Raw genomic sequence first — 24,525 nt, forward strand, 5'->3', positions numbered from 1 at the left:
AAGCAAACAAGCATTAAAAAAATAGTGGAAAAACTAAAAAAGAGCATGTAGTGACAACAAGCTTTTTTCTACATGCCTCTAACCCTTGATACGACTGCAATTGGAAAAATTTAACGCCAAACTCGGGATATACGTTTCGCTTGTGGATCCAGAACGGGTTGCAACGGTTTTTCCTGAAAGGTCATCAACTGATTTAATTTCATCGTTATCACTGCGTACGGCAAGAATGAGACCAGCGTCATAATATGGCTGAGAAAAATCAATATTTTCCTTCCGCTCTTCGGTGATGGTCATGCCAGCAATCCCAATATCAAATCGGCCAGAACCAATACCAGCAACGACTCCAGAAAATTCCATCGCTTGAATATCAATTTCAATTCCAACTTCATCAGCAAGGGCTTTAATTAAGTCGATGTCAAAACCAACAAGTTCACCAGAATCTTCGTCAAGGTATTCAAAAGGAACATATCCGTTATCCGTTGCAACGGTATATACTTTATCATCTTCTGTGTCAGCTGCACTATCATCTTCAGTTGCTTCTGCATCGGAACCAGTATCTTCCGTTTCTTCCGTATCTGCTGGTTGTTCACCACCATCGCCGCCTGTTTCTTCGCTTGATGTACCACATGCGGCTAAAACAACAAGGAATAGCCCAAGCAAAAGTATCAACATAGATTTTTTTAGCATTCAATATTTCCCCCTTTTATGTTAGGGCTTGTACGCCCATATAAATAGAATAATACAATTATAATGAATTTTCAAAATATAACTGTTGGGAATTCTTCCAATTAGACAAAATGTTTACGTTAAAGTGTGTGTTCAAAAAGTCGACAAATTAGAAGGTCGACTAATGTCGCCACTAGCATGTCCTGTGCATCGCAAGCAGGTCGAGGTGGCGCAATTTTGAGTAGCGCAGGCGTATGCATTTAATATGAATCCTCTTAAAAGCGCGCAAATGAAGAGAGAAGCCTTCTCTCTTCATTTGCGCAATATCCAATGTTAATCTTCATCGACGGGATACACACCATTTTCGTCGTGTACTTCTTTTCCAGTAATCGGAGGATTGAATACACAAACCATCCGCATATCGGTTGTCGCACGTAGGAGGTGCTCATCGTTTTGGTCAAGTGCATAAAGGGTATCTTTTTGAATCGGCCATACTTTGTTGTCTTTAAGTGTAACAACTTCCCCTTCTCCTTCGATACAATAAACAGATTCTAAATGGTTTTGATACCAAATGTGTGTTTCGGTTCCAGCTTTGATGATTGTGTCATGAACAGAATAGCCCATGCCATCCTTTTTTAAAATGAGGCGTCTGCTAATCCAGTTACCGCCATCCACATCGTGTTCCGTTCCTTGTACATCTTCTAGTGAAATCACTTTCATGATCGTTTTCCTCCCATAGTGTTGCAATATTGTTGTTAATTGGTAACAGGTTCTTTTAAAATACTTTTAACACTTTCCTCGATAATGTTAAATCCTTTTTTCAACCCATCTTCGTCAATTGTGATAGGTGGAAATAGCTTAAATACTTCATCATTTGGACCAGAAGTTTCCATGATTAATCCTCGTTCGAACGCTTCAGCGGTAATTTTTGAGGCCAGACCATCCACTTCAGATACAATACCTGTCATAAATCCACGGCCGCATACTTCTCCGTTTAGTTCAGGAGTATCTTGATTGAGCTTGACTAAGAAATCATGAATCATTTTTGATTTGTTTTGAATCGATTTTTCAAATTCTTTATCTTCCCAGTAACTTAATGCTGCTGTTGCAGTAACAAAGGCGTGATTATTGCCTCGGAATGTCCCATTGTGTTCTCCAGGAGACCAGATATCAAGTTCAGGATGAAATAATGTAATGGCAAAAGGCAGACCGAATCCGCTTAATGATTTTGACATACAAACGATATCAGGAGTAATTCCAGCTGGTTCAAAGCTAAAGAACGTACCTGTTCGTCCAACGCCTGCCTGAACATCATCGATGATTAGGAGAATCCCCCAACGCTTACAAATTTGTTCGATTTTCTTTAACCAATCAAAACTGGCTGCGTTAATTCCGCCTTCCCCTTGAACTGTTTCCAAGATCATTGCAGCAGGAATATCAACTCCGCTACCACCACCTTCTAGAAAGCTTTCAAGGTAGTCTAGTGAACTATTGTTATCCACAAAATTGTCGTATGGCATTGTTACACTATGATGAAGCGGAATTCCTGCCCCCTTACGTTTAGCTGCATTTCCTGTAACAGAGAGGGATCCAATTGTCATACCGTGGAACCCATTCGTAAAACTGATAACATCCGTACGACCAGTTACTTTTCTTGCTAGCTTTAAGGCGCTTTCCACGGTGTTTGTTCCTGTAGGTCCAGGGAACATAATTTTGTAATCCAATTTACGTGGTTTTAAAATAACGTCATTAAACTTAGATATAAATTCTGCTTTAGCGGATGTAGCCATGTCGAGGGAGTGTGTAATCCCATCATTTGATATATATTCAACAAGTTTTGATTTCATTACAGGATCATTGTGGCCGTAATTTAGTGCACCTGCCCCAGAAAAAAAGTCAATGTATTCTTGACCTGCTTCGTCCCACATTTTGTAGCCCTTCGCTTTTGTGAAAATGCTTGGGAAATTACGGCAGTAACTGCGGACCTCTGATTCGAATTCTTCAAAAATGCTTTTATCTGTTTGACTCAAATTATGTTCCTCCTTAAGATTCTCTTTCTTAAATCGGTATTTAATCACACCGCACAAATGGTGAATTTATGAATGAATTGGTCCTATTCGGAAGCTCAGTTCTTCCTCGTGTTCATCACTTGGAAAGAGGTCTTCTGAAAAGCACTCGCTTACCCTACATTTGGTCTGGTTATCACGGGCAAAGCGTCGAAATAATGACTTGGATGCCTTGTTTGACGGGGTAACTGTTGCTTCAACAAAGCGAACATTCTGGCAAGCTTTTCGGGTGATAAGTTCAGTTAGGAGCTTTGATGCAATACCATTTCCTTGTTGTGAGGGGTCAACTCCTATTTGCCAGACAAATACCACATCCTTACGTTCAGGAGGGATAAATGCGGTTACAAAACCAACTAATTTACCTTCTTGTTTAGCGACAACACATGTTTCTGAAAAAAACTCACACATCATAATGTACTTATAAGCAGAGTTCTGGTCGAGTGTTGATTTGTCCACCAATTCCCACATCTCTGCACCATCTTCTACGGTAGGCTTTTTAAAAACAATCGTTTTCGTTGCTGCTATTTGCGGCGCTTCTACAACTTGACTGTTAATGTTAAATTCTCCCTTCGCTTCAATTATTTAATGATAACTCAAACTACATGTATTATCATAGGTGTAAGGAACAGGATAATCAAACCAGTTTAAGCTTGAATAACAAGCTTTATTCGTGGCTATTAGGGATGACTAGCAATCAGAAAGGCGAGCGTTAAAAATGCTACGATTTTGTTAAGTATTCTAACTATTTTAAAACTTTCGGGATGAAAGTCCTACTGTTAGATCAAAAGAAATAGATCTAGATTTTATCTTTCGTAGATTATTAATTTGCGGTAAACACTGAAATACTATGCGTTTTGGGGAACGGATAATCCTAATCCTTCCGCAATGCGTTTACCAAATTCGGGATCTGCTTTATAAATATAATATAATCTTTTAAAAATAAATGTTTATTAATAATTAATTTAAATAATTAACACTAGAGATATTTCAATTAGTAAAAATACCCATAGGATGATCGGGTGCAAACTTATTGATATCGAGCGATAAAAGGAGTAATGTTTTGACCATATGAATGTAAATGGGGAGATGTGATATTGCTTATACGTTTAAACCAGCAACTACAAAAGAGAATGCCATTGATCACTCCTGCAAGTGTAGTAATTGGTGTTTTACTTGCCAACTATTTAGCAGATTTTTCTTTTCTTGTTCCTTGGATTTTTGCATTCATGACCTTTTCTGGAAGTTTGAGTTCAAATTTCCATTCAATGAAAAAGGCCATTTTACATCCCATTCCAATTCTAATTGTTCTCACTATCCTCCATGTGATCATGCCATTGTGGGCGTTAGGGATCGGGAAGGTTGTGTTTCAAGATGATGTTTATACGATCACTGGACTAATTCTATCCGTTATTATTCCTACTGGGATTACTAGTTTCATATGGGTATCCCTTTACAAAGGGAATATTGCTTTAACGTTGTCGATCATCTTAATCGATACAATGCTTTCGCCAGTTATTGTTCCTACTAGTCTTTCTTTACTAGTTGGGAGCGGAATCGAAATGGATGTTTGGCGTATTATGAAGGGTTTATTAGGGATGATTGTGATACCTTCTATAATCGGAATGAGCTTAAATCATTTTACCAAAGGAAGAGTAGAAGAAAATTGGGTTGGACGACTGGCACCCTTCGCAAAGCTTTCATTGGCAACCGTTGTTATTCTAAATAGTGCAGTAATTGCGCCTTATTTGATTCAAATTAACTTAAAGTTAGTAATGATCGGAATTGTGGTGTTTTTTGTCGCATTTTCGGGTTATTTTATTTCCTGGGTAATAGGAGGGCTATTAAAACGGGAAAAAGAGGATATTATGACGATGACATTTACTGGTGGAATGAGAAATATCTCTACTGGTGCAGTTATTGCAATTGCCTATTTTCCGCCACCAGTCGCAGTTCCTGTTGTAGTAGGTATGTTGTTTCAACAGGTGTTGGCCTCGCCTTTTGGTCTCCTAATTGACAGGTATTACAACAAAAAAACACAGGAACAAAGGGTAGTTGTGTAGTGTTTAAAAAAGGAATTGTCAATAAAAAAAGAAACAACCGCACCGTGATAAGTGCGGTTGTTTCCTTTATGAAACGGTCTTACTTTTCATGGAAGTAACTCATAAAGGATTGAAAAATCTCAATCCCTTGGAAGATGAATAACCAAATAGCAGTAAAAGAAAAAGCCGCAATCATTAAAAATCGAACAAATAACATCATCGGTATTGTTCCTCCTTTTTGGTACTAGTATCAATTAGGTACCATTAGAAGAAGAAAAATAGGATGATTGATAGAAAACAGCGAGCAAGAAGATCTGCATTAAACGATCCTTTAAAGACCGACGCCAAAGCAAGATGGATCCTACAAAGAATAGTGTAAGAATTGGAGGTAGTATCAGACTTAGGGCAGAAGGGTATTTACTGCTGCTAGGTTCATCTGTAACCTGCTCAGAAAATACGTCAGAAGACTTACTAATAACATCACTAACTGGATTTTCTCTTTCTACAATGGAGAAATGAACACTTGTTAGCGTGAATAGAAAGATAATGAGACTAGCAATACTGATGATCTTTTTGATCGCATCCCACACCCTTCTTTTAATGTATTGGTAGTATTACATAGTAATACAGATTGAGCAATTTGTAAATCTCTTTTAATCGCAATTTTCAACATAAGATGCTTCATCTACGTTAAGACAAAATATGTACAAATAAAATTGGAGTGAGAACGATATGAAGGAAAAACAACCCATTTGGACACGAAGCTTTATTAGTATTTCTTTAATTCAATTCATTGTTTTTACAGTGTTTTATTCGCTGCTAACAACCTTACCGATATATGTAATCGATGATTTAGCAGGTACAGAGGCTGAAGGTGGTTTGGTCGTAACAGTAATGTTAATCGCAGCAATTTTGATTCGGCCTTTTTCGGGGAAAATTCTAGAAATTATGGGGAAAAAGAATGGATTGGTTATTAGTGCGATTCTATTTGCGGTGACGACAGTGTTTTACATGTTTACCAACACTTATTTTTTACTGTTAGCTATTCGTTTTCTTCACGGTTTATCGTTTGCTGTGTTGACCACTGCAACTGGGGCATTAGCTGCAGACTTAGTACCAGATGATAGGCGGGGTGAGGGATTAGGTTATTTTGCAATGTCAATGAATGTTGCGATTGTTGTTGGGCCGTTTATTGGTTTAACACTTTTGCAGTATTACCCATTTTTTGATTTATTTTTACTTTTAAGTGTCATCATGGTGATTGGTGCAGGGTGTTCTTTTCTTATTGAGGTTCCAGCTGATAGTGAAGCAGTTCATCATCCAGCAAAAAAAATTTCTTTTCATGATCTTCTTGAACGAAAGGCGATGCCGATTGCGTTCATTAGCAGTTTGGTTGCCTTTTCTTATTCTAGTGTGGTTTCCTTTTTATCGGTTTTTACAAATGAGGTTGGTCTATCCACCGTGTCAAGTTACTTTTTTGTCGTTTTCGCGATCATGATGATCCTATCTAGGCCATATCTCGGTAGACGTTTTGATTTGAGCGGGCCTGCATATGTTATTCTGCCATGTTTACTTCTTTTTGCAATCGGACTAATCACTCTAAGCATTACCCAGTCAGCCTGGATGCTGTTGGTTTCTGGAGGGTTAATTGGCTTAGGTTATGGTGCGTTAGTGCCAAGCTTTCAAACAATGGCCATCCAATCCTCAAATAAAGCAAGAAGCGGTCATGCTACAGCCACTTTTTTTACGTTGTATGACTCTGGTATTGCTGTGGGATCATTCATTTTCGGAATCATTGTTTCTTCCCTAGGCTTTACTTATTTGTATCTCTTTAGTGCATTAATTGTCGTATTGGTGATGGGGTTGTTTGTTCTTTACCAAACTCGTGTGCAACGATCAAAAGGAAGTCTGAAACATTCTTCGTAATACATGGAATTATGACGAACTCGCACTAATAGTTAAAGGGAATTGGGATAAAGTAAGATTAGAAAAAAGACAGATTACAATTGATAAACTTGTATATACAAGTTATACTTTGATTATATTATTTAAACAATTGGCATGGTCGGGAAATCCAGAGGGGTCCCAGTTTTAAATACAAATAAGAGTACAATGAAGGAGGCACACATGATGTTAAAAGGCTTGTTTGGTAATAAGGAAACAGATGTTTATATTAAAGCACCAGCGACAGGGAAGGTTGTTTCATTAGAAGAAGTACCAGACCCAACTTTTTCGCAAAAAATGATGGGGGAAGGGGTTGCGATTGAACCTGCTGAAGGCAAGGTGGTTGCACCAATGGATGCAGAAATTGTGCAGGTGTTCCCCACAAAGCATGCAATTGGTTTGAAAAGTAAAAGTGGAATAGAACTGCTAATTCATATTGGATTAGAAACAGTCGGTATGAACGGCGAGGGCTTTGAAGCACATGTCAAACAAGGAGACAAAGTAAAAGTTGGTGATCCACTTGTTTCCTTCGACTTAGACTTAATCAAACAAAAGGCCTCAAGCACGGTTACACCTGTCATCATAACAAACAGTGATCAGTATTCGGTTGAAATTTTACAAGAAGAAAGCGTAACAGCAGCTTCAACTGAATTACTACATGTAACAAAAGCATAAAAGAAAGAACCTCATTTCAAATGGGCCAGACTAGAAACATGGCTAATTTACTACATGACTAGCATATAAACTCGAGGTGATCGGTATGTCGGAACCGTGGTGGAAAAAAGCGGTAGTTTATCAAATTTATCCAAAAAGCTTTCATGACACGACAGGCAATGGTGTTGGGGATATACAAGGTGTCATTGAAAAATTGGATTATTTAAAAAAGCTAGGGGTTGATGTCATTTGGTTAACGCCTATCTATGAATCCCCACAAAATGATAATGGGTACGATATAAGTGATTATTACGCGATATTTGAGGAATACGGTTCAATGGACGACGTAGACCGTTTAATTACAGCTCTACACAAAAGAAACATGAAGCTCATGATGGATATTGTTGTGAACCATACATCCACGGAACATGAGTGGTTTCAGAAAGCAAAACAGTCCAAGACAAATCCGTATCGTGATTTTTATATATGGAAGGATAGTCAGAATGGTGCAGAGCCTACCAATTGGGAGTCAAAGTTTGGTGGTTCGGCATGGGAGTTCGACGAAATAACGGATCAATACTATCTTCACCTTTTTGATGTAACCCAAGCTGATTTAAATTGGGAGAATGAAGCATTGCGCCAAAAGATTTACGAAATGATGCGGTTTTGGGCGAAAAAAGGGCTCGATGGTTTTCGCCTGGATGTGATTAATTTAATATCGAAAGATCAACGTTTCCCTGATGATGACGGATCGGTTCCACCTGGTGACGGCCGTAAATATTATACAGATGGCCCGAGAGTTCACGAGTTTATGCAGGAATTGAACAAGGAAGTTTTTGCTAAATATGACTTAGTAACTGTTGGGGAAATGTCCTCAACAACGATTGATCATTGCATCAAGTACACGAACCCGGATCGAAAAGAGCTAAGCATGACCTTTAACTTTCACCACTTGAAGGTAGACTATCCAAACGGTGAAAAATGGACCGTTGCAGATTTTGATTTTTATAAGTTAAAAAAAATCCTTTCCTTATGGCAAACCGAGATGAATCGTGGAGGCGGTTGGAATGCATTGTTCTGGTGTAACCATGACCAGCCGAGAGTATTGTCTCGGTTTGGCGATGATGAACATTATCCAAAGGAATCCGCAAAGATGCTGGCAACGACGATTCATATGATGCAAGGTACGCCATATATTTACCAGGGAGAAGAAATTGGAATGACCAATCCGAAGTTTGCATCGATTGAGCAATATCGAGATGTGGAATCTCTCAACGTTTATAACATGATGAAACAGGACGGAATCGATGAGGCTTCTATTTTGGCTATTTTAAAACAGAAATCACGTGATAACGCACGAACGCCTGTCCAATGGAATGCCGCTCAAAATGCTGGTTTCACCTCAGGTACCCCTTGGATCCCAATAGCAGAAAATTATAAATCAGTAAATGCAGAGGCCGCATTAGATGACCCTGATTCCATCTTTTATCATTATCAGAAACTGATTCAACTGAGAAAAGAATATGGGATTATTACAGATGGAAATTATCAGTTAATTCTAGAAGATCATGATCAAATATTTGCTTACATTAGACAGCAGGGAAAAGAAACAGTACTCGTTGTCAACAATTTTTATGGGGAAGAAACGAATTTTGCACTACCGCAAAACATTTCCATTGAAGGGGATAAGGTTGATGTACTTATTTCCAATTATAAGGATACCCCTACAGACTATCGTAAGTTAAAACTTCGCCCTTATGAATCTGTCGTATATTATATTGGTAAGAATTGATATACTTAGAGTGGTGATCGCCGATGAAGAATAAATATGATCTTATTTATCAGGAATTAGTAGAAAAAATTCAGTCTGGTATTCTCAGCAACGGGGATAAGCTTCCTTCCGAAAATGAATTAGCAGAGGAATACGAAACATCACGGGAGACAATTCGTAAAGCGCTCCATTTATTATCCCAAAATGGGTTTATCCAAAAAGTAAGGGGAAAGGGCTCATTAGTTCTTGACCGTAACAAATTTGAATTTCCTGTTTCTGGATTAGTGAGTTTTAAAGAATTATCTAGTCGACTTGGACAAAACGTTCGTACAAAGGTACATGAGTTAATTTTGTTTCAACCAGAATCATCTGTAAAGAATATGCTTCATTGTTCTGACGAAACGATGATTTGGAAAGTAACGAGAACTAGGAAAATTGATGGAGAAAATATTATCCTGGATAAGGAACTAATTAGGGAAGACATCATTCCTGGTTTAACAAAATCGATATGTGAACACTCTATCTATGCATACATTGAACAGGAATTAAAGAAGGATATAAGCTTTGCCAAAAAAGAGATCGTAGTGGAAAAAGTGTCTGAAGAGGATCGAGAATTCCTTGATTTACAAGGACATGAACAAGTTGTCGTTATACGGAGTTTTGTCTACATGTCCGATGCAACCGTTTTTCAGTATACAGAGTCCAGGCATCGACCAGATAAATTTCGTTTTGTAGACTTTGCACGAAGAAATTGAAAGAATACGCTAATGAAAGTGCGTGAGTAGGGATTTGTCCGAGGTTGGTTTCAAATAACAAAATAGGAAGTTGTACGTACTAAAAGTGTATTCGCCAAGTAATTTTTGGGTATTCGGATTATCGTGTTGGAAAGAGGGCTAAAAGTAGCCCTTCTCCATTCCCTTTGTCAGTGTGGAAATGTCTGCACCATTAATTTTTTCATATACCTATTCATAAGACATCGGTTGAAAGTGTAATGGTTGATCATACATTTTTCCGAATGAAGAATGAACCTCTTTAAATTTCTATTTTTTTGTTTTTTGAAATCCCTGTATAAAACAATTTTAGCTCCCCGACCAATATGATTCATGGTGTGGCGAAAAGTCTAAGTAGTCACCAAGGTTCATTTAAAATAATTAACAATTAGACTAATTACTATAATCACTAATATTACTATTATCATGACTCCAGGACTTCCGAAAAATGCTCGGTCAAACAAATCATTATCTTTGTCGTTGTCCCTATTATTCCTCATTTTTCAACACCTACCTCTATAATTGGATTGCATCTATTCTTTATAATTATACAAAAAACAGATAATTAATAAGCATTAGACTGGACAGATATTGTCAGAAAGAGTGGACATAGAATACTACCGGCGATGAATAATGGGAGCCGTATGAGTTGAGAGGTTCACTGCAACATCTTTGTTAAAAGCCGAAAAGCTGGGGAACGAGTTCTCAAGAGCATTACTAAGTTGTTCAATTCGCTTGGGAATAAAGTAATTTGTATAATTCCCATAATTCTAAGAACGATTGGCTTATCGCAATAAACAGTGCCCCGATAAGAAAAAAAGTAATTAAATGTTTTTTATTTGTCCCTAATTTGTGTTCCCAAACTCCTAATGCTATAAAGTAAATCCCAATTAAAAATAAAACTAACTCAATTAAATAAGGTAAAAATGGTAAAATCATTGGTATCCTCCCTACATAATTTTTTGTATTAAATCCCATTTTATCATAAAATTTCAGTTATTATTTATTGAAAATTAAAAATTTTAAAATAAATTATAAAATATAGCTGGATATCCAGATATTTTAAGAAACTAGAAAAGGGTGACTACATGTATAAAAAACGATCTATTCCATTGCTCTTGCCAATAAGATTTACGATATCCGGCTCTGGTAACCAACCTTTATTTACTCAGGAGAAACCACAAAATACTATCGATAAGGTGCCCTTTCCTTTGTGTATCAATCTTAAATATGGTATCCCAGTGTTTTTTCTAGTAGAATGGGAGAAAAAGTGGGAGTCGAGGGTATGATAGATTTACGAAGTGACACAGTAACGAAGCCAACAGAATCAATGCGAAAAGCTGCATACGAGGCAGAGGTTGGAGATGATGTTTATGGTGAGGATCCAACCGTTAATAAGTTAGAAGAAAAAGCTGCCGAGTTACTTGGCAAGGAAGAGGCTCTATTAGTTACGAGTGGCACCCAAGGTAATCAAATTGCTGTGTTAACTCATTGCAACCCTGGAAATGAGGTCATTATTGAAGCAAATGCACATCTATTTGTCTACGAAGGTGCATCCATGTCGGCACTAGCTGGGGTACAGCCATATACGATACAAGGAGATCGAGGGGCGATGAATCCGAGTGATGTAGCCGCGGCAATACGTGCAGAAGACATTCATTTTCCAGAAACAGGGTTGATTTGTTTGGAAAATACACATAACAAGGCGGGCGGTGCGATTCTACCTTTTGAAAACATGGAGGCTATAGCTGAAATTGCTAGCCAAAACAATATCCCTATACATTTAGATGGGGCAAGGCTTTTTAATGCATCTGTTGCAACGGGTATTCCAATTAGTCAGTATGCAGCGTGCACAGACACGGTTCAATTTTGTTTATCAAAAGGTCTTGGCGCGCCAGTCGGTTCCATCATTGCAGGCACAAAGGAGTTCATCCAGCATGCTCGTAAATGGCGCAAACGTCTAGGTGGTGGACTACGACAGGCGGGAATAATTGCAGCACCAGGTCTTGTTGCGTTGGAAGAAGGTGTTGAACGCTTAGTAGAGGATCACCAAAATGCCCAGTTGCTAGCGGATGGACTTGCCGCAGTAAATGGATTGATGATAGAAAATATCGTTGAGACAAACATTATTTTAGTGAATGTAGAAGGTGCTGGATATACGGCAAATGCCTTCCTTGAAGCATTAAAGTCAGAAGGGATCCTAGCGGTAGCGTTTGGTCCGCATACGCTTCGAATGGTGACGAACTATGGTGTTTCTAATGAAGATGTTCAACACGTACTAAGTTGTGTCCAAAGTTTGTTGAGAAGCTAATTCATATTGTGCTTTACTTTTTTAGAAAGGCATATACTTTACGAATACTATTGAAAACAGGGGTGATTATATGAAAATCGTTGTTCTTGGTGCAGGTGCGTTAGGAGCGTACTTTGGTGCTAGATGGACTGAAGTCGGGCAAGATGTTACGTTTTTGGTAAGGGAGAAGCGAGCGAAACAAATACGTGAACATGGTATTCAGTTACATAGTAAACAAGGTGAGTACAAGGTAAGTGATCCAAAAGTCGTAGAAGAAGTTAATGATATTCAAGATGCTGATCTTGTTCTTCTTGCTGTAAAAGGATACCACCTCGATGGAACAATGGATACTCTAAAATCCTTAGTGAATAAAGGTGCTAAAGTCCTTCCGATTTTAAATGGAATCGAGCATATACCCATTCTTCAGCAAGAGCTTGGTAAAGAATCTGTGCTTGGTGGGCTATCCTTCATTATTTCAACACTGGACGATAAAGGACATGTAGTTCATTCAAGTCCTTTTCATGATTTGGTTTATGGAGTATTACACCCTTCCCAGCAATCTGTGGTAGAAGAATTGGACCGAATCTCAGAGAATGCAAAAATAGGTAATAAATTAAGCGAATCCATTTCGGAGGAACTATGGAATAAATACATGTTTATTACTGCCTTTTCTGGAATCACCACTGCTTCCAATCTGCCGATTGGCGAGATTCGAAATTACAAGGAAACGTTTGATCTAGTCAAGAATTTTTTGCAAGAGATGAAAACATTAGCGAATGGTTATGAGATACCTTTAACGGATGAACATGTTGAAAATGCCCTAAACAAATTAAAAGGACTACCTGATGAGGCTACCTCTTCCATGCATCAAGATCGTCGGAAAGGATTAACATTAGAGGTAGATCACTTGCATGGGGGAGCGCTTCGATTAGCTGAAAAAATTGGATTAGATCTTCCATATACAAGAACAACTTATGGGCTGATAAAGCCGTTTGAAAACGAAATGGTTTAAACCCATCCAAAAAATAAGGTATTTTATACTTTCTTAGCATGCAAAAACCTCTTCTGCTATCAGTAAGTAGTTCACTTTTGATGGAGAAAAACTTAAATAACTGATTAAATGGCATACCAAATCGCACTTTGATTGGTATGCTTTTTTTCGTTGGTATATCAGTGTTTACTTGTAATTAACACAGTTTAATTAGCACGCAAATCAACCGACCACTAACAGATGTTATCAGGGTAATTCAAATACATGTTAGAATATAGATATAAGATATTGTGAAATTATGTACTTAAACTAACGGGCAGGATAGTTGAAGAAGGAATATTCAGTTAATGGCTTGATGGCGAATGCAATTCGCTTATACTATAAGTAGATATATTTAATTGTAAGGAGGTGTATAATTGGGCTCAAGTTATAATCCAAAGTTACCACTAACCAAATCCGAAAAAGATTCCCTAAGAAAATTCAAGATTAAGATTAGTGCAATACATAGTTTAGAGTTAGAACATATATCGAAGGTTTTAGATGTATCAATTGAAAGAGCAAAAATATTAAGGGGCTTAGCAATTTTCCAATGTGTACCTTCAATTGGATTCAAATTAGCCGAGAAATTAGTTTATAACCTTCAGCTTTATTCATTAAATGACATAAAGGATAAAGACGGAGCTTATCTATTCGACAAATTAGAAGAAAACCTTGGAGTTTGGACTGATGGGTGTGTGGAGGACCAGATACGTTGTGTAATTTATTTCGCTAATACTTCTAATTGTGATAAACAATGGTTTGACTTTACTGAAGAAAGAAAAAAGTATCGTAAAGATAATGGCTACCCTCAATCAAGACCGAAGAAAGCATGGTTTGATTAAATATAGGAGAGTGAAAAGTATGCAAACGAAACTTATGCATGTACGGGTTAATGTAAAAGATTTAATACTTGCAAGAGAATGGTATACAAACAATTTAGGTTTTAAGGTATCAGCAATATACCCTCCAGATAAACCGAATTATATTCATTTTGAACATTCTGGTGGTGCTATTTTTGCAATTATGGAGGATGAAAATTACCCTTCTCACGGTAGATTTAACTTTAATGTAAGCGATGTTGATAATTTATGGAATCAATTAAAAGACAAAGTTGAAGTAGTGGAAGAGCTATTTTCTACTCCTTATGGGACAAGAAAATTTACTATTCGAGATATTGATGGAAATGAATTAGGATTTGTACAAGATAATTAAATGTTAAAGGAGTTTGTTTAAAATGAACAGGATAAACATAATAACATTGGGAGTAAAAGACATTAATAAATCATTAATCTTTTATAGAGATGGTTTAGGATTTGAAACTTCTGTTAAAGAGGAAAGTCCAGGTATTGTCTTCTTTAACAATAAAGGAACCAAATTGGCTCTATATCCATTAGATGAATTATCAAAAGATATAAAAGAAAATGAACAACTTATTAGCAAAGGATTTTCGGGTATTACCTTTGCTTTTAATGCTAATTCGGTTGAAGAAGTAGATGAAGTAATGAAGCAAGCTGAAAAAGCAGGTGGGAAAATAGTCAAATCCCCTGAACATGTTTTTTGGGGTGGTTACAGTGGCTATTTTTCAGACCCTGATGGTTATCATTGGGAGGTAGCTTATGCTGATATTTGGGAATTTGAAAATAATGAAATGTTAATTATAAAGTAAGATTATAAGTATTAATGACTTTGTGAAACTTTACACTTAAACTAACGGGGGCGTTAGTGGAGGAAGCAATTGAGGCTTGGAGCTATTTCCAAGCCCTTTTCTTATTTGTCAATTTGACACTCAACTTCTGTGCCATCTAGCAAAGTCACAATCACCTTTTCATCTTTGTAGATCGTCATCTTCTCTACAAGTTTGAAGAATAAATTCGCATCAAACGTTGTAGTTGGTGTAGCATCTTTTATAATTTCAATAAACTGCTTGGCTTTATATTTCTCGAGTTGGTTCTCGCTGGTGTACTTTTCCTCCCACTTTTGCATAAAATACTCGCTGTTTTCTATTATGGCATTAAAAACATTGATGAAAATTTGGTAGAGTACCTTATCTTCAATGTGTGTATTGTTGCAGCCCTTTTTCCCTTTCTCTGCATACTTCTTATTACATCTCCATACTTTCCTTCTAAATCGATCATCATTGGAGTTCCAAACCTTTCTGCCAAAGGCGCTGCTACAATCGCTGCATATCACCTTTCCTGCAAATGGATTATCGGTGGTTCCATAGTCTATTCTTTTAAATCCATGTTTCTCAGCAAATTTCTTTTTTCTTTCCATTTCAAGCTGTACGGCTTCCCACATGTCTTTGTCAATAATCGCGGGGTGATTGTCATCGTGGAACTTGACCGGTATTCTCTACTCTTTTCTTGGATAAATAATCAACGGTGTAGGTCTTTTGAAGAAGGACATCGCCTTTATACTTCTCATTACTCAACATCTTTCTAATACTGCCTTCATACCATTTTGCTGTTCCGTTCCAGTTTGGAACATGCTCTTCCTCAAGCTCTCTAGCAATTCGATTTGGCCCTTTCCCATCAAGGTAGTCTTTAAATATCCTTCTAACAATCTTGGCTTGTGGCTCGTTAATGATCAAGTTGCCATCTTCATCTTTGGCATATCCTAGAATTTTTGTATCGTTGATGGCGACTTTTCCCTGTTCAAATCGTCGCCTGATTCCCCAGGTAGAGTTCTCTGAAATAGATCTAATAAACTCACTTGTAATTCCCCCCCAGAAAATATGCTATAATGTAAGAAAGGGAAATTAGAGGAGCAGGAACTTGTTAGAAAAATTTAATATTAGTTATCATGGCACAATCAGTGATTATGCAGATAAAATTGTGGGCAATATAGATATAACAGCAGGTAGGACATTCACAGATTTTGGGCAAGGGTTCTATGTGACAAATAACATGAACCAGGCAGAAAAGTGGGCATTAAAGAAATTTAACGACTATAAAGAAATGAACCAAATGTTGTTCCCAACTATTATTGTGCTGGAATTAGATATTGAAAAACTAAGCCGTTTAAATGGGCAAGAGTTTGAAAATCCTTCTACACTATGGGCCAACTTTGTTTATAATTGTAGAAGAATTGGTAAACGTGGCGGTCTATATCATCAAGATGATTATGTTTGTGGTCCCCTGGCGGACGGAAAGATTGTACCGCTTCTAAAGCGACTAGAAAGTCAGAGAATTAGTTTTGAACAATTTCATCAAGGTATCATGCCCTATACAGAAATCAGTAACCAACTATCACTAAACACATTACAAGCAATAAAATGTATTAAATACATGGAGGTGAAACGCATTGACATTAAATAAATATAACTTCGATGAAATGGACATGGAATTCATTTTAGATGTTCAATTTGAACTAGAAAAACATTTTGGAAAAGAGGCATCTACCGTTTTAGTTCAGTCGGATTTCTTAAAGAGGCTAGCAGATGATCCAATGTATGTTCACCATTATGATGAAACATATTGGGCGGAGCGAATTCGGGCACTTCATGTGAAAAAATCTAATAGTACGGTAAACTAGGAAGAAGTAGCTAATACAGTGATTAGTTACTCCTTCCTTGTTTTATAAGAGCCGCAACTTACAAATCAGGAAAAGCAGCAGTTTTCTCGCAGCCATTCATTTTATATTCCATACCGTTATTTGCGGTCCAGAATTCGAGCTGCGGACCAATTTTCGGCCCATGTCTACTTTTTGGTCCGCTTTTTCCGGGCCATATGAATCTATTACGTCCATAACGCTATTTAAACATCAAGTACTGTTAATGAGATGAAACCAGTATAATCTAAAGCAACACTTCTGCAAAATTCTGTGGATAATCTACTTTACAATCGTTTTTGTGGACAACTTTGTGGAGTAAGGTACTTATTTTGGGATAAGTTCACTTTGGTTGTCATGAATAAATAAGAGTGATCATTTGAAGGTGTGGATATAAAAACTTAACCTTCCTTATTCAACCTCTCAAATTCTTCTTCAAAACACATAAACCAATAGCCGAATTCATCTTCCTTACAAATCGCATACCTAACTTCATTTATCCCATCTACTCCAAAATGATGTGCCGATACTCTTTCAACTTGAATATCCTTATCAAAGTAACGATATACCATCAAAGCATTCGATTTTTGAATTCTGTTTTTTTGTGTCACCATATTGTTGAGACTTACAATTTTTTCTTTCGATTCAATGTTTTGAATTCCAATAACATTATTGTAGCGTTGAAAAAATACAGGGGGGGATAAGGTGAAAAGAAGATTTTATCTATTTTTAATGGTATTTGTTATTACTAATTTGCTAGTAGGCTGTAATAATCCGAAAAGCTTAGAAGATACATTCACAAGTGAACATACAAATAACGATATTATAAAGGTCTTGAAGTTTAATGACGAAACCGAAGCAGTTATTCTATACACCTTAAATAAAGATAATAAGGTTAGTGCGGCAGAATACCGTCAGGTGAACAATAAATGGAAAGGGTCAAGTGACATTTCAGAAAATAACGCTGGAAAATTATCCTTTGGTTTCACTCATCAAGGGGAAAAAAATGAAGAAGTTCTTTTTGGTAAAATCAATGATCCAAATATTGAAAAGGTCCAAGTGGAAAAATTAAGTGGAGAAGTTTTGAAAGCAACAATTGTAAATCATAACGGCACGTCTTATTGGTATTTGGTTTGGACATATGGAACATCAAATTTAATTGGACTTAACAAGGATGGTCAGCGTATTTATAATGCTGAATTTAAATAAATTTTTAAATTCATAAAATTCTTTTTCAACTATTGGATGCTTCCTTTACCACAATAAGTATTTTTGATTCGTTACATGAACGGCTTGATATGATATTATAAAAACAAGGATATAAATGGTGGTGATTTATTAGTATGGGAAAAATTCAATCTTCAGAAGAGCTTATGAAATATATTTCGAATATGAATAGTGATAACTCTGTATTCCAGTTTTCTATTCTTGGCAAAGGAAAACTTACACTTGATTGAGAATGATGTTGTTATCTTAGCTATCCTTTTTCCTGGTGAAAACTAAATAAAACTTATATATGAAATCATTTGACCATTACAATTAGTTATGGTCTTTTCTTATGAAAATTTATTGTCAACTATTTGTAAAGATGATGTTTTGTGAAGGTGTACACTTAAACTAAAAAGGATGCGATTGTTAAATAAGGAATTTCACTTTTCACTAAAGGATCGGAATAGTTAATTATAAGGGCTAAAGTGATAATTATAAGAGAACTTCTAAGGGGAGATGATTTGTTGGAAAGAAAATACAATTTATGGTCATTCTTTTTATGTCTATTATCCTTATTGGTTTCATTACATTCTATATATGCTTTTAATAACCAAACTTGGTCAGTATCACCGCCTGTTTCTATTTTATGGTTACTTACAGTTATTGCTTTTGTTATGGGGATTGTAGGATTTAAGGACAAAAGAAGCAGGGGGGCAAGATGGAGAAGTTGGCTGACGGTCTTAGTGACATTCTCTCTTTCAGCAGTTCTTATATTAGGGATAGCAGTGAATACATTTACGAGAGAACCCATTAAAACTATAAAGTCACCCGATTCTAAAATCACTATCGACTTTTATACTGTAAATGGCGGAGCTGCTACCTCCATTGGTGTATTAGGAATAGTAAATGGCCCCCTTTGGTTTAAGAAAAATATCTATGATGATAACAATATGCACAAAGCAGATGTCGAATGGACAAATAACCATACCATCATAATTAACAACCATGCTTTGGACTTGAATAAAGGGGAAACTTTTTCGGATTAACAAATTCTTATTGTGCTAACGGGTAGCGTTGACCCAAGAAGGGATTGATGATTTTTTGTTGAAGTTATTGTACTAACGAAGCATAGTGTTCAATAAAGCGTATGAAATCTTACTGTAGAAGGAATTTGAAATATTGGAGGGTTTTTTATGGTGGGTATCGGTCTTTCTATTTTTTTATATTTAGTTGGTTTATTTATACTGTATATCGTTATAGAAACAGCAGTCAGGAGAGGTATCAACAGTTCAATAATTGGTCGATATATTGAGGATAAGTATGATATTAAAAAAAATAAAAAATCCTTTTTAGATGATGATTTAGACAATGATTAGAAAATAACTTCTTCAACTATTGGGATGCTTATCTTCAATAAGGATTTGCACCTTTGTTGAGCTAATCAGTGTTATTCCACCCTTACATTTTCATGGTACAATATAAGTAAATATTTCTGGAGGTGAGTCGTTATGAAGTGGGAAGATGTGTGCCAAGCGTTTCCAGACCAATGGGTGTTAATAGAAGCTGTACAAGCACATACAAATGAGGAAAGTGAGCGTATTTTAGATGAGATTGCCCCTCTGAAGAAATTTGCTAATTCTCCAGAGGCGATGAAGGGATATCAAGAAATTCATAGAGAAGAACCTAATCGAGAATTATATGTTCTTCATACTAGCCGTAAAAAGCCTAATATCATTGAGAAAAAATGGGTAGGTGTTAGGAGATAGTGAAAAAACTAATTATTGAAGATGGTTTATTGCTTACGGATATGGAACTAACATTTAACGGACAATTGCTTCATTTTAAACGTGTTTTAGTCGATACTGGCTCAGGAAGTACAGTTGTATCAACTGACTTAGCAGAGTCAATAGGGATTGTAGCAGAAGAAAATGATATGATATATCGTATAAGTGGAGTTGGGGGATCAGAGTTTGTCTACTCTAAAACGGTTGATTCAGTAAAAATTGGAAATATGCAAACAGAAGGTTTTGCTTTAGAAATAGGTCCAATGAATTACGGATTTGATTTGGATGGTATCATTGGATTGGACTTATTACAAAAATTGAAAGCAGTTATAAATATAGACGAATTATTATTACAGTCAAATTGCTAATGGCAAGTATATTAGGTGCACTTCTATACTTGCTGTTTTTTTATGTTACAGCTTTAATGTAAGGGGCAATTAAATTTTGTGAAGACTTTCACTTAAAGTAACGGGGGCAAGATTGAAACAAGGAGTTGTCGTTTCAACGGCTCCTGTACTCTTATTCAAGTAATGCTTTTTTAGTAGAAAAATAATTAGGGGGGATTAAGTGAATAAAAAAAGTTTATTATTATATGTGTGCATTACGATTTTAATTACTATGGGTTGGCTTTCCTATCAAAAAGCCACTGATGATACTTATGAGGGGATGTCTATTATTCCAGAACAACACAAAGATATTCCTTTGTATAAGGGGTTGAAACCAACTCAAAATGAATATGTAATAAGGGGAAACCATTGGGAAAAATTTATGATTTTTATATGAGTAAACTTCCTACCCTTGGTTGGGAAGTTGAGTATGTACAATCAGCTTTAGATGATAACGATAATGAAAACGATTGGTCTGGTTTTTATTCTCATTGGAGAAAAGAAGGTTTTGATGGTGAGTTGCTGATATCAGCAAGTTATAATCAGTTTGAAGAAGAAACAGAAGTTATGTTTGATAAAACTCCTATATATAAATCAACCTCTTGGGTTGAAGAGCTTCCAAAAAGCATTTGTATCTACGAAACTTTAAACGATGAGAAGTGTTTTGAAATAAACGATAAATCTAAGATTAAAGAGATAAAATTACTTACTCAACTTTCGCAGCTAAAAACCATTTGTAATCCCTTGATATAACTGAGATCTCCCAAGAAATAATATTAAAAAAACACACAAAAATACATCCCGATTTGGTAAAATATAGTTAGGACAACCATAACCAGAAAGGGATGTATTTATGGCTACTATTTTACCAGATTCTGAATCCAAAAACGAGGCTCATTCTTATATTTCGCATTTTTTCAAGGAAAATAAACTAGGGACACTATTAAATCAATCGAACATTCGAAATTAATGAAAATATATTTTTAAAGGAATTATTTACTTTTTTATCGAAATAGGGACTTATTAAAGTAAAAGAAGGACTTAAAGGATTGATTATTTTGAAAAGAGGTGTATTTATGCGAAAGGTTGAGGTTCTGCCCCATCAAGCAGAATGGTCTAAGATGTTTCGAGAAGAGAGTAAAAGAATTAAAAATGTATTTGAAGAGGAGATTTTAAATATATTTCATATTGGGAGTACAGCAATACCAAATATAAATGCTAAACCAGTAATTGATATTATGGTTGAAGTCATTAACATTGAAAATGTTAATAATTTTAATAACGATATGGAGCAGTTAGGTTATGAAGTTCTTGGTGAAAACGGGATTTCAAGGAGACGTTTTTTTAGAAAGGGTGGTGACAATAGGACTCATCACGTTCACATTTTTGAACAAGGAAATGAGGAAATTAGTCGTCATCTAACATTTAGAGATTATATGATAGCACATCCAGAAGAGGCTGTGAAATACAGTCAATTAAAACAAAACTTGGCTGGAAAATTCCCTAATAACATTGAAAAATATATAGAAGGAAAAAACCATTTTATAAAAGAGATTGATAATAAAGCAGAAAAGTGGAGAAGGAATCGGTAATTAAACTAAGGGTGACGATTACTAAACAATTTTTTTCGCTAACAAAGCAGGTTAGTGGAGGAAGGAGTTTATATTTAAGATGTTGAATCTTATATAAAAGATAATCAAAAATTTAAAATGATAATTGGCGGTGCGATTTTATGATTCTTGGTTTACATCATGCTCAGATAACTATTCCAAAAGAAGCTGAAGAAGAGGGAAAAAAGTTTTATTGTGGGCTTCTCGGTCTACCTGAGAAAGAAAAGCCCAAATCACTAAAAGGACGTGGAGGATTCTGGTTAAAAGTCGGAGATAGAGATGTACATATAGGTGCAGAAGATGGTTTTGACCGATTAAAAACAAAAGCTCATTTAGCTTATCAAGTAGAGGATATATCATACTGGAGAAATATGTTAGAACAAAATAACATTCAGATAATTGAAGGGGTACCAATACCGGGTTTTGAACGTTTTGAGTTCAGAGACCCATTCGGAAACAGAGTGGAAATGATTCAAGATTTAGGGATGTCCTAAACTCTATTTCTTAACTCTATTTCTTATTCTACAAGCGGGGTAACCAGTATAATTAAAGGAAAAGGAGGAATGCGAAGATGAAGTGGTGAGAAGTCAGAGAGTTATTCACAAATCAATTTCTTTTAGTTTCAATTTTGGATTATCATGAAGAAGGTGATAAGAAAATTGTTGATGAAGTAGCACCAATACGCCCAATTGCAGACGAAGATGCTAATAAAGAGTTTTTTAAAGCAGAAGAAGAAACAGTTGTGTATCATACCTCAAATGAAGAGTTTGTTATTCATATTCGTAGAGATCCCCTGATGAAAGTGAGATGAATTTAATGAAACTTTCATATGATGGACAACTTATTACAACTTCTTTAATTGTGACTTATGTACTAAAACAATATCGATTTATTGTGGATATGGATAAGTTAGAGCTATATCCCTCAACTTTTTAGTTAAAGATTTAGATTTTACTTCTAATCTTTTTTTATGGTAAATTCAATAGTCGTTGCAAATTTTTTAACTTAAACTATAGGGTGCCTTTTTGGGAAATCAGGCCGATATTTGAGTGTCCGAAACATCGCTTCTGAGTAAGGATTATCTTTACTCATTGATACTTTCTCCACGGTAAGTGAACTACTTACGCTATCAGAAGAGGTTTTTTAAAGAAGTTGTTCAAAAAGTCACCAAATGATAAGATCTGCTTGCTTCTAATTCGGCGACATTTTGAACACGAACTTGTAGTCAAAGGAGTCATTTTATTTTAATTTATAGTGAAGCACGAAAAATCGCTTTGGAATCCTCTATATTTAGTTTATTAAAATTGCCGTATTCTGGGCGAGCAATGACGGTCTTTTGAGCCATCTCATCTATACTGTCTTCATTAATATCATAATCAGCTAGTCGGGAAGGTGCACCGATGCTATCCCAAAATGCACGGAGTTTTTCTATGCCTTGTAGTGCTGTTTCTCGATCTGATTTTCCTTCTGGATCAATATCAAAAACGCGGACAGCAAGCTGTTTGAAGCGTTCAACGTTTTCATCCAAAGAATATTTCATCCAGTTTGGAAACAAAATTGCTAGCCCACCACCATGCGGTATATCATGTACAGCTGAGACAGCATGCTCTAGGTTGTGAGTTGCCCAGTCACCATGATAGCCCATGTTGAACATTCCATTTAATGCCATTGTCCCATTATACATAATCGTCGCACGATAATCATAATTTTCAGGATCCTCAAGAAGCTTTGGGGCTGTTTCCATTACGGTTTGTAATGCTCCTTCACACATTCTATCCTGTAGTAACGTATTTGGTGTGTGATGAAAATAATGTTCAAGGACGTGGGACATCATATCAACGATCCCGTATACAGTTTGATTTCTTGGGACGGAATACGTGTGAACTGGATCTAGAATAGAAAATTTGGGAAAAGTATATGGTGTACCCCAACCGTGTTTTTCGTTTGTTTCCCAGTTCGTAATAACAGAGCCAGCATTCATTTCAGAGCCTGTTGCGGCTAGGGTTAATACCGTTCCAAATGGTAACGCGTCGTTTGCCTCCGCCTTTTTTGTAACGATATCCCAAATGTCTTCGTCCGTTTTTGCGCCTGTTGCAATGGCCTTTGTACAGTCAATTGTACTTCCACCGCCAACAGCTAGAAGAAATTCAATTCCTTCTTGTTTACATATATTGATGCCTTTTCTGGCAGTTGTAACACGTGGGTTAGGTTCGACTCCAGAAAGTTCAAAGACCTCCGCGTTCATATCAGCTAAATATGCTAACACTTGATCATAAAGACCGTTTCGTTTAATGCTTCCACCACCATAAACAACTAACACTTTGCTTCCGTACTGTGGAACTTCCTCTTTCAATTTATCTAGCTGACCTTTTCCAAAAATTAATTTTGTAGGGTTGTAATATGTAAAGTTTTCCATAGGTGAAATCGCCTCCTTTGTTTATCATGAAGAAAAATGTGTATCATGTAAAGTATTTGATACAAGGAAAAGAACAATACGCCCACCTCACATTCCGCGAAACCCGTCAATACCACAGTTTTTGGCCAAATAAGGGCCTCTCAGTCCGCTAAATTTTTTATGCGGACTCAGAGACCCTTATTTTCGAAAAATAGCCTGTTTTCTTTGGTTAAGCGGACTGAGAGGCCGTTATTTGCTATAAATGTGCTTATATTGGCTGGCTTTTCGGCAATTAACGGCCTCTGAGTCCGCGAAACCCGTCAATACCACGGTTTTTGGCCAAATAGCGGCCTCTCAGTCCG

At 36.3% G+C, this 24,525-nt stretch carries 32 protein-coding genes; 22 read left to right on the plus strand and 10 right to left on the minus strand.

Annotation, left to right across the window (positions count from 1 at the left end):
- Positions 1 to 78: 78 nt before the first annotated feature.
- The 4 genes from NC797_RS14320 to ectA form a co-directional block, all read right to left on the minus strand.
- Complete coding sequence (locus NC797_RS14320; protein ID WP_272437492.1) at positions 79 to 687, minus strand: transporter substrate-binding domain-containing protein; 609 nt, start codon at positions 685 to 687, stop codon at positions 79 to 81.
- Between the two features lie 312 nt (positions 688 to 999).
- Positions 1,000 to 1,386: an ectoine synthase gene (locus NC797_RS14325; RefSeq protein ID WP_272437493.1), complete on the minus strand. Its 387-nt coding sequence runs from the start codon at positions 1,384 to 1,386 to the stop codon at positions 1,000 to 1,002.
- Positions 1,387 to 1,421: 35 nt separating this feature from the next.
- Positions 1,422 to 2,696 carry a diaminobutyrate--2-oxoglutarate transaminase gene (gene ectB / locus NC797_RS14330; protein ID WP_272437494.1) on the minus strand — a complete coding sequence of 425 codons (1,275 nt, stop codon included), beginning with the start codon at positions 2,694 to 2,696 and terminating at the stop codon, positions 1,422 to 1,424.
- 66 nt (positions 2,697 to 2,762) lie between these two features.
- Positions 2,763 to 3,257, minus strand: coding sequence for a diaminobutyrate acetyltransferase (ectA, locus tag NC797_RS14335; RefSeq protein ID WP_334313187.1), 495 nt, complete (start codon positions 3,255 to 3,257; stop codon positions 2,763 to 2,765).
- A 569-nt stretch (positions 3,258 to 3,826) separates the two neighbouring features.
- On the opposite strand from ectA, the gene NC797_RS14340 reads away from it, so the two are divergent.
- The gene (locus NC797_RS14340) at positions 3,827 to 4,792 is read left to right on the plus strand and encodes a bile acid:sodium symporter family protein (protein ID WP_272437495.1); all 966 of its coding nucleotides are present in this window, start codon (positions 3,827 to 3,829) and stop codon (positions 4,790 to 4,792) included.
- Positions 4,793 to 5,025: 233 nt separating this feature from the next.
- On the opposite strand, the gene NC797_RS14345 is transcribed toward NC797_RS14340, so the two are convergent.
- On the minus strand, positions 5,026 to 5,361 hold the full coding sequence (locus tag NC797_RS14345; protein WP_272437496.1) for a hypothetical protein: 336 nt from the start codon (positions 5,359 to 5,361) through the stop codon (positions 5,026 to 5,028).
- Positions 5,362 to 5,503: 142 nt separating this feature from the next.
- On the opposite strand from NC797_RS14345, the gene NC797_RS14350 reads away from it, so the two are divergent.
- From NC797_RS14350 to treR, 4 genes are all read left to right on the plus strand, one after another.
- On the plus strand, positions 5,504 to 6,697 hold the full coding sequence (locus tag NC797_RS14350; protein WP_272437497.1) for an MFS transporter: 1,194 nt from the start codon (positions 5,504 to 5,506) through the stop codon (positions 6,695 to 6,697).
- 204 nt (positions 6,698 to 6,901) lie between these two features.
- On the plus strand, positions 6,902 to 7,390 hold the full coding sequence (locus NC797_RS14355; RefSeq protein ID WP_272437498.1) for a PTS sugar transporter subunit IIA: 489 nt from the start codon (positions 6,902 to 6,904) through the stop codon (positions 7,388 to 7,390).
- Between the two features lie 85 nt (positions 7,391 to 7,475).
- Positions 7,476 to 9,161, plus strand: a complete 1,686-nt coding sequence (gene treC / locus NC797_RS14360) for an alpha,alpha-phosphotrehalase (RefSeq protein ID WP_272437499.1) — start codon at positions 7,476 to 7,478, stop codon at positions 9,159 to 9,161.
- A 23-nt stretch (positions 9,162 to 9,184) separates the two neighbouring features.
- Positions 9,185 to 9,895 carry a trehalose operon repressor gene (treR, locus tag NC797_RS14365; RefSeq protein WP_272437500.1) on the plus strand — a complete coding sequence of 237 codons (711 nt, stop codon included), beginning with the start codon at positions 9,185 to 9,187 and terminating at the stop codon, positions 9,893 to 9,895.
- Between the two features lie 741 nt (positions 9,896 to 10,636).
- Here treR and NC797_RS14370 read toward each other — a convergent pair.
- Positions 10,637 to 10,849, minus strand: coding sequence for a hypothetical protein (locus NC797_RS14370; protein ID WP_272437501.1), 213 nt, complete (start codon positions 10,847 to 10,849; stop codon positions 10,637 to 10,639).
- 346 nt (positions 10,850 to 11,195) lie between these two features.
- Between NC797_RS14370 and ltaE the strand changes: the two genes are divergently transcribed.
- The 5 genes from ltaE to NC797_RS14395 all read left to right on the plus strand — a co-directional run bounded on the left by ltaE (position 11,196) and on the right by NC797_RS14395 (position 14,896).
- On the plus strand, positions 11,196 to 12,221 hold the full coding sequence (ltaE, locus tag NC797_RS14375) for a low-specificity L-threonine aldolase (protein WP_272437502.1): 1,026 nt from the start codon (positions 11,196 to 11,198) through the stop codon (positions 12,219 to 12,221).
- Positions 12,222 to 12,291: 70 nt separating this feature from the next.
- Positions 12,292 to 13,212, plus strand: a complete 921-nt coding sequence (locus NC797_RS14380; protein WP_272437503.1) for a ketopantoate reductase family protein — start codon at positions 12,292 to 12,294, stop codon at positions 13,210 to 13,212.
- A 395-nt stretch (positions 13,213 to 13,607) separates the two neighbouring features.
- Complete coding sequence (locus NC797_RS14385) at positions 13,608 to 14,072, plus strand: helix-hairpin-helix domain-containing protein (RefSeq protein ID WP_272437504.1); 465 nt, start codon at positions 13,608 to 13,610, stop codon at positions 14,070 to 14,072.
- A gap of 19 nt (positions 14,073 to 14,091) precedes the next feature.
- Positions 14,092 to 14,442, plus strand: a complete 351-nt coding sequence (locus tag NC797_RS14390) for a VOC family protein (RefSeq protein ID WP_272437505.1) — start codon at positions 14,092 to 14,094, stop codon at positions 14,440 to 14,442.
- Positions 14,443 to 14,464: 22 nt separating this feature from the next.
- Positions 14,465 to 14,896: a VOC family protein gene (locus tag NC797_RS14395; protein WP_272437506.1), complete on the plus strand. Its 432-nt coding sequence runs from the start codon at positions 14,465 to 14,467 to the stop codon at positions 14,894 to 14,896.
- Positions 14,897 to 14,997: 101 nt separating this feature from the next.
- On the opposite strand, the gene NC797_RS14400 is transcribed toward NC797_RS14395, so the two are convergent.
- Positions 14,998 to 15,504, minus strand: a complete 507-nt coding sequence (locus NC797_RS14400; RefSeq protein ID WP_272437507.1) for a recombinase zinc ribbon domain-containing protein — start codon at positions 15,502 to 15,504, stop codon at positions 14,998 to 15,000.
- A 52-nt stretch (positions 15,505 to 15,556) separates the two neighbouring features.
- A complete protein-coding gene (locus NC797_RS14405) occupies positions 15,557 to 15,820 on the minus strand; it encodes a recombinase family protein (protein ID WP_272437508.1) in 264 nt (87 codons plus the stop codon).
- 184 nt (positions 15,821 to 16,004) lie between these two features.
- Between NC797_RS14405 and NC797_RS14410 the strand changes: the two genes are divergently transcribed.
- Together NC797_RS14410 and NC797_RS14415 are read left to right on the plus strand one after the other, a co-directional pair.
- Positions 16,005 to 16,547 carry a DUF3990 domain-containing protein gene (locus NC797_RS14410; RefSeq protein WP_272437509.1) on the plus strand — a complete coding sequence of 181 codons (543 nt, stop codon included), beginning with the start codon at positions 16,005 to 16,007 and terminating at the stop codon, positions 16,545 to 16,547.
- On the plus strand, positions 16,534 to 16,764 hold the full coding sequence (locus NC797_RS14415; RefSeq protein WP_272437510.1) for a hypothetical protein: 231 nt from the start codon (positions 16,534 to 16,536) through the stop codon (positions 16,762 to 16,764). Before NC797_RS14410 ends, NC797_RS14415 begins: the two co-directional genes overlap by 14 nt.
- Before the next feature lie 416 nt (positions 16,765 to 17,180).
- Here NC797_RS14415 and NC797_RS14420 read toward each other — a convergent pair whose 3' ends face one another.
- Positions 17,181 to 17,393, minus strand: coding sequence for a hypothetical protein (locus NC797_RS14420; RefSeq protein WP_272437511.1), 213 nt, complete (start codon positions 17,391 to 17,393; stop codon positions 17,181 to 17,183).
- 91 nt (positions 17,394 to 17,484) lie between these two features.
- On the opposite strand from NC797_RS14420, the gene NC797_RS14425 reads away from it, so the two are divergent.
- The 10 genes from NC797_RS14425 (at position 17,485) to NC797_RS14470 (ending at position 22,579) form a co-directional block, all read left to right on the plus strand.
- Complete coding sequence (locus NC797_RS14425; RefSeq protein WP_272437512.1) at positions 17,485 to 17,988, plus strand: hypothetical protein; 504 nt, start codon at positions 17,485 to 17,487, stop codon at positions 17,986 to 17,988.
- A 524-nt stretch (positions 17,989 to 18,512) separates the two neighbouring features.
- Positions 18,513 to 19,034 (plus strand): DUF5412 family protein, encoded by a 522-nt coding sequence (locus NC797_RS14430; protein ID WP_272437513.1) that lies wholly within the window; start codon positions 18,513 to 18,515, stop codon positions 19,032 to 19,034.
- 147 nt (positions 19,035 to 19,181) lie between these two features.
- On the plus strand, positions 19,182 to 19,364 hold the full coding sequence (locus NC797_RS14435; protein WP_272437514.1) for a hypothetical protein: 183 nt from the start codon (positions 19,182 to 19,184) through the stop codon (positions 19,362 to 19,364).
- A gap of 132 nt (positions 19,365 to 19,496) precedes the next feature.
- Positions 19,497 to 19,754 carry a hypothetical protein gene (locus NC797_RS14440; RefSeq protein ID WP_272437515.1) on the plus strand — a complete coding sequence of 86 codons (258 nt, stop codon included), beginning with the start codon at positions 19,497 to 19,499 and terminating at the stop codon, positions 19,752 to 19,754.
- Complete coding sequence (locus NC797_RS14445) at positions 19,754 to 20,140, plus strand: retropepsin-like aspartic protease (protein WP_272437516.1); 387 nt, start codon at positions 19,754 to 19,756, stop codon at positions 20,138 to 20,140. The genes NC797_RS14440 and NC797_RS14445 overlap by 1 nt, the downstream gene beginning before the upstream one ends.
- A 199-nt stretch (positions 20,141 to 20,339) precedes the next feature.
- Positions 20,340 to 20,555: a hypothetical protein gene (locus NC797_RS14450; RefSeq protein WP_272437517.1), complete on the plus strand. Its 216-nt coding sequence runs from the start codon at positions 20,340 to 20,342 to the stop codon at positions 20,553 to 20,555.
- Entirely contained in the window at positions 20,528 to 20,911 is a 384-nt protein-coding gene (locus NC797_RS14455; RefSeq protein ID WP_272437518.1) for a hypothetical protein, read from the plus strand. Before NC797_RS14450 ends, NC797_RS14455 begins: the two co-directional genes overlap by 28 nt.
- Before the next feature lie 323 nt (positions 20,912 to 21,234).
- On the plus strand, positions 21,235 to 21,750 hold the full coding sequence (locus NC797_RS14460) for a GrpB family protein (RefSeq protein WP_272437519.1): 516 nt from the start codon (positions 21,235 to 21,237) through the stop codon (positions 21,748 to 21,750).
- Positions 21,751 to 21,890: 140 nt separating this feature from the next.
- Complete coding sequence (locus NC797_RS14465; protein ID WP_272437520.1) at positions 21,891 to 22,262, plus strand: VOC family protein; 372 nt, start codon at positions 21,891 to 21,893, stop codon at positions 22,260 to 22,262.
- 131 nt (positions 22,263 to 22,393) lie between these two features.
- Complete coding sequence (locus tag NC797_RS14470; protein WP_272437549.1) at positions 22,394 to 22,579, plus strand: hypothetical protein; 186 nt, start codon at positions 22,394 to 22,396, stop codon at positions 22,577 to 22,579.
- Positions 22,580 to 23,017: 438 nt separating this feature from the next.
- Here the strand turns inward: NC797_RS14470 and NC797_RS14475 are convergent, their stop codons facing one another.
- Positions 23,018 to 24,184 carry an iron-containing alcohol dehydrogenase gene (locus tag NC797_RS14475; protein ID WP_272437521.1) on the minus strand — a complete coding sequence of 389 codons (1,167 nt, stop codon included), beginning with the start codon at positions 24,182 to 24,184 and terminating at the stop codon, positions 23,018 to 23,020.
- Positions 24,185 to 24,525 lie beyond the last annotated feature (341 nt).

This window comes from Terrihalobacillus insolitus, from assembly GCF_028416575.1.
Classification (GTDB): domain Bacteria; phylum Bacillota; class Bacilli; order Bacillales; family Amphibacillaceae; genus Terrihalobacillus; species Terrihalobacillus insolitus.

Excerpts from the sequence above, each read along its gene's own strand:
- NC797_RS14400 (WP_272437507.1), bottom strand. The coding sequence starts at position 15,504 with ATGGAAAGAAAAAAGAAATTTGCTGAGAAACATGGATTTAAAAGAATA.
- NC797_RS14435 (WP_272437514.1), top strand. The coding sequence starts at position 19,182 with ATGGTGGGTATCGGTCTTTCTATTTTTTTATATTTAGTTGGTTTATTT.
- NC797_RS14465 (WP_272437520.1), top strand. The coding sequence starts at position 21,891 with ATGATTCTTGGTTTACATCATGCTCAGATAACTATTCCAAAAGAAGCT.
- NC797_RS14475 (WP_272437521.1), bottom strand. The coding sequence starts at position 24,184 with ATGGAAAACTTTACATATTACAACCCTACAAAATTAATTTTTGGAAAA.
- NC797_RS14350 (WP_272437497.1), top strand. The coding sequence starts at position 5,504 with ATGAAGGAAAAACAACCCATTTGGACACGAAGCTTTATTAGTATTTCT.
- NC797_RS14370 (WP_272437501.1), bottom strand. The coding sequence starts at position 10,849 with ATGATTTTACCATTTTTACCTTATTTAATTGAGTTAGTTTTATTTTTA.
- NC797_RS14420 (WP_272437511.1), bottom strand. The coding sequence starts at position 17,393 with ATGGTGACACAAAAAAACAGAATTCAAAAATCGAATGCTTTGATGGTA.
- NC797_RS14440 (WP_272437515.1), top strand. The coding sequence starts at position 19,497 with ATGAAGTGGGAAGATGTGTGCCAAGCGTTTCCAGACCAATGGGTGTTA.
- NC797_RS14460 (WP_272437519.1), top strand. The coding sequence starts at position 21,235 with ATGCGAAAGGTTGAGGTTCTGCCCCATCAAGCAGAATGGTCTAAGATG.
- NC797_RS14390 (WP_272437505.1), top strand. The coding sequence starts at position 14,092 with ATGCAAACGAAACTTATGCATGTACGGGTTAATGTAAAAGATTTAATA.
- NC797_RS14380 (WP_272437503.1), top strand. The coding sequence starts at position 12,292 with ATGAAAATCGTTGTTCTTGGTGCAGGTGCGTTAGGAGCGTACTTTGGT.
- NC797_RS14325 (WP_272437493.1), bottom strand. The coding sequence starts at position 1,386 with ATGAAAGTGATTTCACTAGAAGATGTACAAGGAACGGAACACGATGTG.
- treC (WP_272437499.1), top strand. The coding sequence starts at position 7,476 with ATGTCGGAACCGTGGTGGAAAAAAGCGGTAGTTTATCAAATTTATCCA.
- treR (WP_272437500.1), top strand. The coding sequence starts at position 9,185 with ATGAAGAATAAATATGATCTTATTTATCAGGAATTAGTAGAAAAAATT.
- NC797_RS14395 (WP_272437506.1), top strand. The coding sequence starts at position 14,465 with ATGAACAGGATAAACATAATAACATTGGGAGTAAAAGACATTAATAAA.
- NC797_RS14320 (WP_272437492.1), bottom strand. The coding sequence starts at position 687 with ATGCTAAAAAAATCTATGTTGATACTTTTGCTTGGGCTATTCCTTGTT.
- NC797_RS14355 (WP_272437498.1), top strand. The coding sequence starts at position 6,902 with ATGTTAAAAGGCTTGTTTGGTAATAAGGAAACAGATGTTTATATTAAA.
- ltaE (WP_272437502.1), top strand. The coding sequence starts at position 11,196 with ATGATAGATTTACGAAGTGACACAGTAACGAAGCCAACAGAATCAATG.